The following is a 12,902-nucleotide window of genomic DNA, read 5'->3' as shown; positions in this document are numbered from 1 at the left end:
AGGATAAGGGCAGCTTTACATTGTAAGGCTGACCTTCTACTTCTCTTGTGCTATATAAAGTATAAGATTTTAGGACCTATAGGATAAAACAACATCGTGATAAATACGAGGCGACAAGTCAAGTATTTCTAATAAATTCACACCAAAAGTAATGATTACAAGAATAGTTGTTAGTTGCAGTGAACAGTAGCTTAAATGAAATAAAATAGTAGCTGTGTTTTCTTAAAGTAACCGTTGATAGCTTGGTAAAATCGGACACTAAGAGGGAGGTTGACCCCTTGCTAGATGTAAATAACTTTGAGTATATGAAAATTGGTTTAGCTTCACCAGAGAAAATTCGCTCTTGGTCACATGGTGAGGTAAAAAAACCAGAAACGATTAATTATCGAACATTGAAGCCAGAAAAAGACGGATTGTTCTGTGAGCGGATTTTTGGTCCACAAAAAGATTGGGAATGTCACTGTGGAAAATATAAGCGCGTGCGCTATAAAGGCGTGGTTTGTGATCGCTGTGGTGTTGAAGTGACAAAAGCAAAAGTTCGTCGTGAGCGGATGGGGCATATTGAACTTGCTGCACCTGTATCTCACATATGGTACTTTAAAGGTATTCCAAGTCGTATGGGGCTTGTTTTAGATATGTCACCTCGTGCGTTAGAGGAAGTCATTTACTTCGCTGCTTATATCGTTACGGAAGCAGGTGACACACCGTTAGAGAAAAAGCAACTCCTATCTGAAAAAGAATACCGTGCATACTACGATAAATACGGTAAGTCTTTTAAAGCGCAAATGGGAGCTGAAGCGATCCGTAAATTGCTTCAGGATATAGACTTAGAAAAAGAAGCAGGTATTTTAAAAGAAGAACTAAAAACAGCACAAGGACAACGTAGAACACGTGCGATCAAGCGTTTAGAAGTATTAGAATCGTTCCGTCATTCTGGAAACGAAACGTCTTGGATGATTTTAGACGTGTTACCAGTCATTCCACCTGAAATTCGCCCAATGGTGCAGCTCGATGGGGGGCGTTTTGCTACTTCTGATTTAAATGATTTATACCGTCGTGTAATTAACCGAAACAATCGGTTAAAACGTCTATTAGATCTTGGAGCGCCAAGCATTATTGTTCAAAACGAAAAGCGTATGCTTCAGGAAGCAGTAGATGCCCTAATTGACAATGGTCGTCGTGGTCGTCCAGTAACTGGACCAGGAAACCGTCCATTGAAATCCTTGTCTCATATGTTGAAAGGGAAACAAGGACGTTTCCGTCAAAACCTACTTGGTAAACGTGTGGATTATTCCGGCCGTTCTGTTATCGTAGTTGGGCCGCATTTGAAAATGTACCAATGTGGACTGCCAAAAGAAATGGCCTTAGAGTTATTTAAGCCATTTGTGATGAGAGAGTTAGTGGAAAAAGGAATTGCACATAATATCAAGTCTGCCAAACGGAAAATTGAGCGTGTGCATCCTGAAGTGTGGGATGTCTTAGAAGAAGTTATTAAAGAGCATCCAGTATTGCTTAACCGCGCACCAACGTTACACAGACTTGGAATCCAAGCTTTTGAGCCGACACTTGTAGAAGGTCGTGCAATTCGTTTGCACCCATTAGTTTGTACGGCGTATAATGCCGACTTTGATGGGGACCAAATGGCTGTGCACGTACCATTGTCTGGAGAAGCTCAAGCGGAAGCAAGAATTTTAATGCTTGCAGCTCAAAACATTTTAAATCCAAAAGATGGAAAACCAGTTGTAACACCATCTCAGGATATGGTATTAGGAAACTATTATCTTACTTTAGAACGAGAAAATGCTATCGGAGAAGGATCTGTCTTTAACGATACAAATGAAGCGGTATTGGCTTATCGGAATGGGTATGTACATCTACACACCCGTGTTGCTGTACACGCATCAGGTTTGAATAATCAAACATTTACGGAAAAGCAAAAATCACAATTGCTTATTACAACAGTTGGGAAGCTGATTTTCAACGAAATCTTATCAGACTCTTTCCCTTATATAAATGAGCCAACAAAAGAGAACTTAGAGTATCATACACCAGAAAAGTATTTTGTGGAAAAGGGTGCGAATATCCCTGAGCTTATTAAGTCATTTGAGTTGGTTAAACCATTTAAGAAAGGCTTTTTAGGAGATATTATTGCTGAAGTCTTCAAACGGTTTAAAATTAGTGAAACATCTAAAATGCTTGATAGAATGAAGGATCTTGGCTTTAGTTATTCCACAAAAGCAGGTATGACAGTCGGTGTTTCTGATATTGTTGTACTTAAAGAAAAAGAAACAATCCTTGAAGAAGCACAAAACAAAGTCGACAAAGTACTAAAACAATTCCGTAGAGGTTTAATTACGGATGATGAAAGATACGACCGCGTTATTGCAATTTGGTCACAAGCCAAAGATACGATACAGGATAAGTTGATGTTATCCCTTAGCGAAAGAAACCCGATTTATATGATGAGTGATTCTGGTGCTCGTGGTAACGCCTCAAACTTTACGCAGCTTGCAGGTATGCGTGGTTTAATGGCTAACCCGGCTGGTAAGATTATTGAATTACCGATTAAATCAAGCTTCCGTGAAGGTCTAACTGTATTAGAGTACTTTATATCTACGCACGGTGCTCGTAAAGGTCTTGCGGATACAGCATTGAAAACAGCTGACTCAGGGTACCTAACACGTCGTCTTGTTGACGTAGCGCAAGACGTTATCATACGAGAAGATGATTGTGGGACAGATCGTGGCTTGGCTGTAACTGCTTTACAAGATGGTACGGAAATGATCGAACCATTAGTTGATCGCTTAATTGGACGTACGGCATTCTATGGTATTAAGCATCCAGAAACGAATGAAGTCATTGTTGGAGCAAATGAAATTATTAGCGAGGACCAAGCAAAAGAAATTACCAATGCTGGTATTGAAAAAGTAACCATACGTAGTGCATTCACATGTAATACGAAGCATGGTGTATGTCAAAAATGTTATGGAAGAAACTTGGCAACTGGTGCTGATGTAGAGGTTGGGGAAGCAGTAGGAATTATTGCAGCTCAATCCATTGGTGAGCCAGGAACACAGCTAACGATGCGTACTTTCCATACTGGTGGGGTAGCTGGGGACGATATTACACAAGGTTTGCCACGTATTCAAGAGTTGTTTGAAGCTCGTAATCCGAAAGGGCAAGCTGTTATTAGTGAAATATACGGAACCGTACAAGAAATTAAAGAAGTGAAAGATAAACAAGAGATTGTCGTTCAAGGCGATGTTGAACAACGCTCTTACGCAGTACCTTACAATGCTCGCATGAAGGTGACCATTGGTGACAAGGTTATTGCTGGTCAAGAACTAACAGAAGGTTCTATTGATCCTAAGGACTTATTACGCGTTCAAGGTGTAGAAGGTGTACAAAACTATCTGTTGCGTGAAGTGCAACGTGTATACCGTATGCAAGGTGTTGAAATTGGCGATAAACACGTAGAAGTAATGGTTCGCCAAATGCTTCGTAAGATTCGCGTAATTGACTCTGGGGATACAGATGTTCTGCCAGGTTCTTTATTAGAGTTGCACCAGTTCCGTGACGCAAACCATAAAGTGTTACAAGATGGACAGCAACCGGCTATAGGTAAACCAGTATTACTTGGTATTACAAAAGCATCACTTGAGACAGATTCCTTCTTATCTGCTGCATCTTTCCAAGAAACAACTAGAGTATTAACGGATGCGGCTATTAAAGGAAAACGTGATGAGCTTCTTGGTTTGAAAGAAAATGTTATCATCGGTAAACTTGTACCTGCTGGAACAGGTATGCAACGTTATCGTCGTATTAAACCTGCTACAGCTGAACCAATTACAGCTGAGCCAATTGAAGAAACGGAAACTGTTCAGTAACTGGATGAAGTAGTTCTCCCATATCAATTTTGATGTGGGAGACTCACCAGTTCTATACAAAATAGAATAAGTTTTTAAGCGGAAGCGTAAAAAATATGTAAATCATGTTGACATAAAAAATGCAGAGTGGTAGAATATTCAAGGTGCTTCCGGTTATACTTGATGCTTTGGAGGATATGAGATGTCTTATGAAAAAGTAATGCAAGTGAAATCTAGTGTAGTTATCGGAACAAAACAAACGCTCAAAGCCATGAAAAATGGGCATATTAGTGAAGTGTTTGTTGCTGTTGATGCAGATCAACATATGATACAAAAGGTTACACATTTAGCTGAAGAATTGGGCATTCCTTGTCATCATGTCGATTCTAAAAAGAAATTAGGAGTAGCATGTGGTATCGAGGTCGGTGCAGCCGCTGTTGGTATAAAACAGAATTGAGTTATTCATAAAAAACTGTTTTTTTACCCAAAGATGAACCACCTGGATGTGTGGGATTACAAAAATTCAAGCTGAATTAGTGATATATTCATGACGGAAAGGAGGAAATAGTTATGCCAACAATTAACCAATTAGTGCGTAAAGGTCGTGTAAGCAAACCAAAAAAGTCTGATTCTCCAGCTCTAAACAAGGGGTATAACAGCTTTAAGAAAACATTCACAGACCAAAACTCTCCACAAAAACGTGGTGTATGTACACGTGTTGGAACATTAACGCCGAAGAAACCAAACTCAGCACTTCGTAAATATGCTCGTGTGCGTTTGTCTAACAACATGGAAGTAACAGCATACATTCCTGGAATTGGTCATAATCTTCAGGAACACAGCGTTGTACTTCTTCGTGGTGGTCGTGTGAAAGACTTACCTGGTGTTCGTTATCACATTGTTCGTGGTGCGTTGGATACAGCAGGTGTAGAAGGTAGAATGCAAGGTCGTTCTAAGTACGGTACGAAAAGACCGAAAAAATAAGCATATTTTAAATAAGCCCAAGAGGAAAGGAGGAAGGACATATGCCACGTAAAGGCCCAGTACCTAAACGCGATGTCTTACCAGATCCGCTTTACAACTCAAAACTTGTGACTCGTTTAATCAATCAAATTATGGTTGATGGAAAAAGAGGAAAAGCACAAAAAATTCTTTATAAAGCATTTGAATTGGTTGCTGAAAGAAGCGGTCAAAATGCAATGGAAGTATTTGAACAAGCGATGAAAAATGTTATGCCTGTTCTTGAAGTACGTGCACGTCGTGTTGGTGGATCAAACTACCAAGTACCAATGGAAGTACGTCCAGAACGTCGTCAAGCGCTAGGACTACGTTATATTGTTAACTACTCTCGTTTACGCGGAGAAAAAACAATGGAAGAACGTCTTGCTAATGAAATTTTAGATGCTTCTAACAATACAGGTGCTTCTGTGAAGAAACGCGAAGAACTGCATAAAATGGCAGAAGCTAACAAAGCATTTGCTCATTACCGCTGGTAAAATAATAAATCAAATTCAAGCTAGAAAGGAGAAGAATACATGGCTAGAGAGTTCTCCTTGGAAAAGACGCGAAATATTGGTATTATGGCACACATTGATGCAGGTAAAACTACTACTACGGAGCGTATTCTTTTCTATACAGGACGCATTCATAAAATTGGTGAAACGCATGAAGGTGCATCACAGATGGACTGGATGGAGCAAGAGCAGGAAAGAGGTATTACTATTACTTCTGCTGCAACGACTGCTCAATGGAAAAACCATCGAATTAACATTATTGACACACCTGGACACGTGGATTTCACTGTTGAAGTTGAACGTTCATTACGTGTGTTAGACGGTGCCGTAACCGTTCTTGATGCACAGTCAGGTGTGGAGCCACAAACGGAAACAGTATGGCGCCAAGCTACAACATACGGGGTTCCACGTATTGTTTTTATTAACAAAATGGATAAGATCGGCGCTGATTTTCTTTATGCAACAAAAACGTTAAAAGATCGTCTAGGCGCTAATGCACATCCGGTTCAACTTCCGGTAGGTGCAGAAGATAACTTTGAAGGAATTATCGACCTCATTGACATGCAGGCATTCTTCTATGAAGATGACCTCGGTACTCGTGCAGAGACTCGTGAAATTCCGGCTGATTTAATGGATAAAGCTCAAGAATGGCGTAATAGCTTAATTGAAGCTGTTGCTGAACTTGACGAAGACTTAATGATGAAATACTTAGAGGGTGAAGAAATCTCTAAGGATGAGTTAAGAGTCGCTATCCGAAAAGCTACACTAGATGTTGAATTCTATCCAGTATATTGTGGGTCAGCATTCAAAAATAAAGGTGTACAATTAATGCTTGATGGTGTTATTGATTACCTTCCAGCACCTACGGATGTTGCTGATATTGAAGGGATTGTCCCTGGTACGGAGGAAAAAGTAACTCGTCCATCTACAGACAATGCACCGTTCTCAGCATTGGCATTTAAAGTAATGACAGATCCATATGTTGGTAAGCTTACTTTCTTCCGAGTATATTCAGGTACACTAGATGCTGGTTCTTATGTGAAAAACTCTGTAAAAGATAAGCGTGAGCGTGTTGGACGTATCCTACAAATGCACGCAAATTCAAGACAAGAGATTTCCACTGTATATGCTGGTGAAATTGCAGCTGCTGTTGGTTTAAAAGATACATCTACTGGTGATACGCTTTGTGATGAAAAGAATTTAGTTATTCTTGAATCTATGGATTTCCCAGAACCGGTAATCGGAGTTGCTATTGAACCAAAAACAAAAGCCGACCAAGACAAAATGGGTATTGCTTTAGGTAAACTAGCTGAAGAAGACCCAACCTTTAAAACAGAAACAAATGAAGAAACAGGCCAAACGATTATTTCAGGTATGGGTGAACTTCATCTTGACGTTATCGTTGACCGCTTGAAGCGTGAATTCAAAGTAGAAGCAAACGTTGGTGCGCCACAGGTTGCATATCGTGAGACATTCCGATCTGCTGCTGAAGTAGAAGGTAAATTTGTTCGCCAATCTGGTGGTCGTGGACAATACGGACACGTTTGGGTTAAATTTGAACCTAACGAAGAAGGCGCTGGCTTTGAATTTGTGAACAAAATTGTTGGTGGGGTTGTACCACGTGAATACATTCCATCTGTTCAAGCTGGTATTGAAGAATCAATGGAAAATGGTGTATTAGCCGGATATCCACTAATTGATATTAAAGCAACTTTGTATGATGGAAGCTATCATGATGTGGACTCTAACGAAATGGCATTTAAAGTAGCTGCCTCTATGGCACTAAAAGCTGCTAAAAATAAGTGTAACCCAGTTCTTCTTGAGCCGATTGCTAAAGTAGAAATTGTTATCCCAGAAGAATATATGGGAGACATCATGGGTGATATTACTTCTCGTCGCGGACGTGTAGAAGGTATGGAAGCTAGAGGTCCTGCCCAAGTGGTAAAAGGCTTCGTTCCACTTTCTGAAATGTTCGGTTACGCTACAGCATTGCGTTCTAACACACAAGGTCGTGGTACATTTACGATGTACTTTGATCACTACGAGGAAGTACCAAAGAGTATTTCTGAAGAAATTATTAAGAAAAATGCTGGTCAATAATTGATTTTTTCATAAATCTAAAGTATAACTTGTATTAAAGGCTAAGAAGTGATGTTCATCCATTGTTTCTTGCTACTTATACATTCTAAAATAAACTTTTTCATTTATTTAAAGGAGGAACTATAAATGGCTAAAGAAAAGTTCGACCGCTCGAAAAGTCACGTTAACATTGGAACAATTGGACACGTTGACCATGGTAAAACAACGCTAACTGCTGCAATTACAATTGTAATGCATAAGAAATCTGGTAAAGGTACGCAAATGGCGTATGATCAAATTGATAATGCACCAGAAGAAAAAGAGCGTGGAATTACTATTGCAACTTCTCACGTAGAATATGAAACGGATACTCGTCACTATGCGCACGTTGACTGCCCAGGTCACGCTGACTATGTTAAAAACATGATCACTGGTGCTGCACAAATGGACGGAGCAATCCTAGTAGTATCTGCAGCTGATGGTCCAATGCCACAAACTCGTGAGCACATCCTACTATCTCGTAACGTTGGGGTACCTTCTATTGTAGTATTTCTAAACAAAGTAGATATGGTAGACGATGAAGAGCTATTAGAATTAGTAGAAATGGAAGTTCGCGATCTATTAACAGAGTACGACTTCCCTGGTGATGATGTTCCTGTAATTGCTGGCTCTGCTTTGAAAGCAATTGAAGGAGTAGAAGAATACGAAGCAAAAATCGTTGAATTAATGGAAGCTGTTGACGAGTACATTCCAACTCCAGACCGCGATAAAGACAAACCATTCATGATGCCTGTAGAGGACGTATTCTCTATTACAGGTCGTGGTACTGTTGCAACTGGTCGTGTTGAGCGTGGAGAAGTACGTGTTGGTGATGAAGTTGAAATCATCGGCTTAAACGAAGCAGCTCAAAAAACTACAGTTACTGGTGTAGAAATGTTCCGTAAGCTTCTAGACTATGCAGAAGCTGGTGACAACATTGGTGCACTACTTCGTGGTGTGGCACGTGAAGATATTAACCGTGGTCAAGTACTAGCAAAACCTGGTTCAATTACACCACACACAAAGTTTAAAGCAGAAGTTTATGTTCTATCTAAAGAAGAAGGTGGACGTCACACTCCATTCTTTGCTAACTATCGTCCACAGTTTTACTTCCGTACAACGGATGTAACTGGTGTTATCCAACTTCCAGAAGGAACAGAAATGGTAATGCCTGGCGATAACATTGAAATGACAGTTGAGCTTATTTCACCAATTGCTATTGAAGACGGTACTCGCTTCTCTATTCGTGAAGGTGGCCGTACAGTTGGTTCTGGTGTTGTATCAGAAATTATTGAGTAAACACCAAGTTATGAAACACAGGTTACGTGACGACGTAATCTGTGTTTTTTACAATATAGAAAAATAAAACAAAGGCATTTTTTTCGGCATGCTACTTGTCGCTAAGCCAAATTTTCTAACGCTTTTTGAAAGGTAGTCAACATGATAGCGTATCTCTCAACAAGAATAAAAGATAAACCTCTGTTTTTCTTCATCTCTATTTAGATGACCGAAACATAGGAGCAATTACTTTATGGAATAACTGTTATTTAACCGTTCCCCTTAATCCTTCCTTACCTAAAAGATCCCTTCCTATAATACGTTATTACACCTTGCCATTTAAAAATTCCTATTGATAATTCTTAAATCTATTTACTACGATTAAAAGCAGTCTGTTTTGACTAAACTTATTAATAAATTTTTTGTATAACCCCTTGCAATCAAGTAGCAAAGTAAGTATAATATGTAGATGTGCAATCATTATTCATAAAAAAGATTGCAGAAACAAATAACATTCTATATAATAAGAATGTTGCTTGCTTAAGGCGATGAAGTAGAAGGTTGTTGGCACACCCGGCCCCTTTGCCATGGCGGGAGTTACCAAGAAATTTCTGCAGAGTATGTCTATTTTAAATGGGCGAATAAAGGAGGGAAAATAATGGCAAAAGAAAAGATTAGAATCCGTTTGAAAGCTTATGATCACCGTATTTTAGATCAATCAGCTGAAAAAATTGTAGATACAGCGAAACGTTCTGGTGCTAATGTATCTGGACCAATCCCACTACCTACTGAAAAATCAGTCTACACGGTTTTACGTGCGGTTCATAAATATAAGGATTCACGTGAGCAGTTTGAGATGCGTACACATAAACGTCTCATCGACATTGTTAACCCTACACCGCAAACTGTTGATTCACTAATGCGTTTAGACTTACCGTCTGGTGTAGACATTGAAATTAAACTATAAATGAAAGTTTTAAATAGGAGGTGTAACGGATGACGAAAGGAATCTTAGGTCGTAAAATCGGCATGACTCAGCTATTCTCTGAAACAGGAGAACTAATGCCTGTAACTGTAATTGAAGCTGAGCCAAACGTCGTATTACAAAAGAGAACATTAGAAAATGATGGTTATGAAGCAATCCAACTAGGTGTTGCTGACGTAAAGGAATCACGTACGAATAAAGCGGAAAAAGGTCATGCTGAAAAAGCAAACACAAACCCTAAGCGCTACGTTCGTGAAATCCGTAACGCGAAGCTTGACGAGTATGAAGTTGGTCAGGAAGTGAGCGTAAACGTATTTGCTTCTGGTGATAAAATTGATGTGACAGGAACTACAAAAGGTAAAGGATTCCAAGGTTCAATTAAGCGTCACAATCAACAACGTGGACCAGAAACTCATGGTTCTCACTATCACAGATCACCAGGTTCGTTAGGTGCGGTTGACCCAATGCGTGTATTTAAAGGAAGACCACTTCCAGGACGTATGGGTGGAGAACAAGTAACGATCCAAAACCTTGAAGTAGTAAAAGTAGATGAAGAACGTAATCTACTACTAGTAAAAGGTAATGTCCCAGGTGCAAAGAAATCATTCGTAAAAATAACGAGTGCAGTCAAGGCTAACTAATCATACAGACGAAGGGAGGATATGTCATGCCTAAAGTAGCACTACTAAAACAAGATGGAGCTCAAGCTGGTGAATTGGAATTAAACGAAGCTGTATTTGGAATTGAACCAAATGAGCATGTATTACATGATGCAGTAGTTATGCAACGTGCGTCTTTACGTCAAGGTACGCATGCGGTAAAAAACCGTTCTGAAGTACGCGGTGGTGGTCGTAAACCATGGCGTCAGAAAGGAACTGGTCGTGCACGTCAAGGTTCTATTCGTTCCCCACAGTGGGTTGGCGGAGGTACTGTATTTGGACCAACACCACGCAGCTATAGCTATAAATTGCCAAAGAAAGTCCGTCGCTTAGCACTTAAATCTGCGCTTTCTTCAAAAACAAAAGAAAATAATCTTGTCGTTTTGGAAAGTCTTATTTTTGCTGAACCAAAAACAAAAGAAGCAGTAAAAATGCTAGCAGCATTAAATGTAGATGCAAAAGCTTTAATTGTTGTAACTGAAAAAGAAGAGAACGTTGTTCGTTCCGTAAATAATCTTCCGGCTGTCTCTATTTTAACAGTGGAAGAAATGAATGTATTAGACTTGCTTGGCCATGACAAGCTGATCTTAACAAAAGAGGCAGCTGAAAAAGCAGGGGAGGTGCTTGCATAATGAAAGATCCACGTGATATTATAAAGCGCCCTGTCATTACAGAACATTCAGCTGATTTAATGGCAGAAAAAAAGTACACGTTTGAAGTAACTCCTCAAGCGAATAAAACAGAGATAAAAAACGCTGTTGAACAAGTTTTTGGAGTGAAAGTAATCAAAGTGAACACGTTAAATGTAAAAGGTAAGTTCAAGCGTATGGGTCGTTACGGTGGATACCGTTCAGATCGTAAAAAAGCTGTTGTTCAGCTTTCTGAAGACAGTAAAGAATTAGATTTCTTTGAAGCATAAATTATAAAGTTCGTGAAGGAGGGAAATAAAGATGGCGATTAAAAAATTCAGACCAACGTCCAACGGTAGACGTAATATGTCCGTATCTGATTTTGCAGAAATCACTACAGATACGCCTGAAAAATCCCTTTTAGCTCCACTACACAAACGTGGTGGTCGTAATCATCAAGGGAAGTTAACCGTTCGTCATCAAGGTGGCGGTCACAAGCGTCAATACCGTATCATCGATTTCAAGCGTGATAAAGATGGTATACCAGGACGCGTTGCTACTATTGAATATGATCCAAACCGTTCAGCAAACATCGCATTAATTCATTATGTTGATGGTGAAAAACGTTATATATTAGCTCCAAAAGGTATAAAAGTGGGGCAAGAAGTTATTTCTGGTGAAGATGCGGATATTAAAATGGGAAATGCATTACCATTAGTAAATATCCCAGTAGGTACAATTATTCATAATGTTGAGTTGAAGCCAGGACGTGGCGGACAGCTTGTTCGTTCAGCGGGTGCAGAAGCACAAGTTCTTGGTCGTGATGGTAAATACACGTTAGTTCGTTTATCTTCAGGAGAAGTTCGTTTAATTCTGTCTTCTTGCCGTGCAACTGTCGGTCAAGTTGGTAATATTGAACATGAGCTTATCCGTGTAGGTAAAGCAGGTCGTTCTCGTTGGTTAGGTATTCGCCCAACTGTTCGTGGGTCTGTTATGAACCCGAATGATCACCCACACGGTGGTGGTGAAGGACGCGCGCCAATCGGTCGTAAATCACCAATGTCACCATGGGGTAAGCCAACACTTGGTTACAAGACACGTCAACGCAACAAGCCATCTGATAAGTATATCGTTCGTAAACGTAAAAAATAATTAAAAATAGTGGCGGGAAGATAAGCCCGTCTCTCCAATGCGAAAGGAGGTTTATCCATGGGTCGTAGTTTGAAAAAAGGACCTTTTGCAGATGACCATCTTATGTCAAAAATCGAAGCATTAAACGAAAGTGATAAAAAACAAGTAATTAAAACTTGGTCACGTCGTTCAACTATATTTCCTAATTTTGTAGGACATACAATAGCGGTATATGACGGACGTAAGCATGTACCAGTCTACGTTACAGAAGACATGGTCGGACATAAATTAGGTGAATTCGCGCCAACACGTACCTTTAAAGGGCACGGTGGCGATGATAAGAAAACAAAACGCTAATAGGAGAGGAGGCACACAACATGCAAGCTAAAGCCGTTGCAAAATCGGTTCGTATTGCTCCTCGTAAAGTACGATTAGTCGTTGATCTTATTCGAGGAAAAAATGTAGGTGAAGCAATTGCGATTTTACGCCATACACAACGCGGTGCTTCTCCAGTCGTAGAAAAAGTATTAAACTCTGCGATTGCTAATGCAGAGCACAATTATGAAATGGATACAGATAACCTGGTCATTTCAGAAGCATATGTAAACGAAGGCGCTACTTTGAAACGTTTCCGTCCACGTGCACAAGGTCGTGCAAGTAGAATTAATAAACGCACAAGCCACATTACAGTAGTGGTAACAGAAAAAAAGGAGGGTTAGTCA

General features: G+C 39.8%; 13 protein-coding genes. All 13 read left to right on the top strand.

Annotation, left to right across the window (positions count from 1 at the left end; translation table 11 throughout):
• The first annotated feature begins 278 nt into the window (after window positions 1–278).
• The 13 genes from rpoC to rplV all read left to right on the top strand — a co-directional run bounded on the left by rpoC (window position 279) and on the right by rplV (window position 12,899).
• Window positions 279–3,887 (top strand): DNA-directed RNA polymerase subunit beta', encoded by a 3,609-nt coding sequence (rpoC, locus tag B2C77_RS21085; protein WP_077706777.1) that lies wholly within the window; start codon window positions 279–281, stop codon window positions 3,885–3,887.
• Between the two features lie 181 nt (window positions 3,888–4,068).
• On the top strand, window positions 4,069–4,323 hold the full coding sequence (locus tag B2C77_RS21080; RefSeq protein WP_077706776.1) for a 50S ribosomal protein L7ae-like protein: 255 nt from the start codon (window positions 4,069–4,071) through the stop codon (window positions 4,321–4,323).
• 113 nt (window positions 4,324–4,436) lie between these two features.
• Complete coding sequence (gene rpsL, locus B2C77_RS21075) at window positions 4,437–4,850, top strand: 30S ribosomal protein S12 (protein WP_073012557.1); 414 nt, start codon at window positions 4,437–4,439, stop codon at window positions 4,848–4,850.
• A gap of 41 nt (window positions 4,851–4,891) precedes the next feature.
• Window positions 4,892–5,362, top strand: a complete 471-nt coding sequence (gene rpsG, locus B2C77_RS21070; RefSeq protein ID WP_073012561.1) for a 30S ribosomal protein S7 — start codon at window positions 4,892–4,894, stop codon at window positions 5,360–5,362.
• Window positions 5,363–5,401: 39 nt separating this feature from the next.
• The gene (gene fusA, locus B2C77_RS21065; RefSeq protein WP_073012564.1) at window positions 5,402–7,480 is read left to right on the top strand and encodes an elongation factor G; all 2,079 of its coding nucleotides are present in this window, start codon (window positions 5,402–5,404) and stop codon (window positions 7,478–7,480) included.
• A 126-nt stretch (window positions 7,481–7,606) separates the two neighbouring features.
• Entirely contained in the window at window positions 7,607–8,797 is a 1,191-nt protein-coding gene (gene tuf, locus B2C77_RS21060; protein ID WP_073012567.1) for an elongation factor Tu, read from the top strand.
• Between the two features lie 637 nt (window positions 8,798–9,434).
• Window positions 9,435–9,743 (top strand): 30S ribosomal protein S10, encoded by a 309-nt coding sequence (gene rpsJ / locus B2C77_RS21055; protein ID WP_021292712.1) that lies wholly within the window; start codon window positions 9,435–9,437, stop codon window positions 9,741–9,743.
• A gap of 29 nt (window positions 9,744–9,772) precedes the next feature.
• On the top strand, window positions 9,773–10,402 hold the full coding sequence (gene rplC, locus B2C77_RS21050; protein ID WP_077706775.1) for a 50S ribosomal protein L3: 630 nt from the start codon (window positions 9,773–9,775) through the stop codon (window positions 10,400–10,402).
• A 26-nt stretch (window positions 10,403–10,428) separates the two neighbouring features.
• Window positions 10,429–11,052 (top strand): 50S ribosomal protein L4, encoded by a 624-nt coding sequence (gene rplD / locus B2C77_RS21045; RefSeq protein WP_077706774.1) that lies wholly within the window; start codon window positions 10,429–10,431, stop codon window positions 11,050–11,052.
• A complete protein-coding gene (gene rplW, locus B2C77_RS21040; protein ID WP_073012576.1) occupies window positions 11,052–11,339 on the top strand; it encodes a 50S ribosomal protein L23 in 288 nt (95 codons plus the stop codon). Before rplD ends, rplW begins: the two co-directional genes overlap by 1 nt.
• Before the next feature lie 31 nt (window positions 11,340–11,370).
• Window positions 11,371–12,201 carry a 50S ribosomal protein L2 gene (gene rplB / locus B2C77_RS21035; protein ID WP_077706773.1) on the top strand — a complete coding sequence of 277 codons (831 nt, stop codon included), beginning with the start codon at window positions 11,371–11,373 and terminating at the stop codon, window positions 12,199–12,201.
• Between the two features lie 57 nt (window positions 12,202–12,258).
• Complete coding sequence (gene rpsS / locus B2C77_RS21030) at window positions 12,259–12,537, top strand: 30S ribosomal protein S19 (protein ID WP_073012582.1); 279 nt, start codon at window positions 12,259–12,261, stop codon at window positions 12,535–12,537.
• Window positions 12,538–12,557: 20 nt separating this feature from the next.
• Window positions 12,558–12,899, top strand: coding sequence for a 50S ribosomal protein L22 (rplV, locus tag B2C77_RS21025; protein ID WP_073012585.1), 342 nt, complete (start codon window positions 12,558–12,560; stop codon window positions 12,897–12,899).
• Window positions 12,900–12,902 lie beyond the last annotated feature (3 nt).

The sequence above is a fragment of the Virgibacillus dokdonensis genome (assembly GCF_900166595.1).
Classification (GTDB): Bacteria; Bacillota; Bacilli; order Bacillales; family Amphibacillaceae; genus Virgibacillus; species Virgibacillus dokdonensis.
This window is presented reverse-complemented; position numbering and strand designations above follow the sequence as displayed.

Coding starts and splice junctions, on each gene's coding strand:
- B2C77_RS21080 (WP_077706776.1), top strand. CDS start 4,069: ATGTCTTATGAAAAAGTAATGCAAGTGAAATCTAGTGTAGTTATCGGA.
- fusA (WP_073012564.1), top strand. CDS start 5,402: ATGGCTAGAGAGTTCTCCTTGGAAAAGACGCGAAATATTGGTATTATG.
- rplB (WP_077706773.1), top strand. CDS start 11,371: ATGGCGATTAAAAAATTCAGACCAACGTCCAACGGTAGACGTAATATG.
- rpsS (WP_073012582.1), top strand. CDS start 12,259: ATGGGTCGTAGTTTGAAAAAAGGACCTTTTGCAGATGACCATCTTATG.
- rplD (WP_077706774.1), top strand. CDS start 10,429: ATGCCTAAAGTAGCACTACTAAAACAAGATGGAGCTCAAGCTGGTGAA.
- rpsG (WP_073012561.1), top strand. CDS start 4,892: ATGCCACGTAAAGGCCCAGTACCTAAACGCGATGTCTTACCAGATCCG.
- rplW (WP_073012576.1), top strand. CDS start 11,052: ATGAAAGATCCACGTGATATTATAAAGCGCCCTGTCATTACAGAACAT.
- tuf (WP_073012567.1), top strand. CDS start 7,607: ATGGCTAAAGAAAAGTTCGACCGCTCGAAAAGTCACGTTAACATTGGA.
- rplV (WP_073012585.1), top strand. CDS start 12,558: ATGCAAGCTAAAGCCGTTGCAAAATCGGTTCGTATTGCTCCTCGTAAA.
- rpsJ (WP_021292712.1), top strand. CDS start 9,435: ATGGCAAAAGAAAAGATTAGAATCCGTTTGAAAGCTTATGATCACCGT.
- rpsL (WP_073012557.1), top strand. CDS start 4,437: ATGCCAACAATTAACCAATTAGTGCGTAAAGGTCGTGTAAGCAAACCA.
- rplC (WP_077706775.1), top strand. CDS start 9,773: ATGACGAAAGGAATCTTAGGTCGTAAAATCGGCATGACTCAGCTATTC.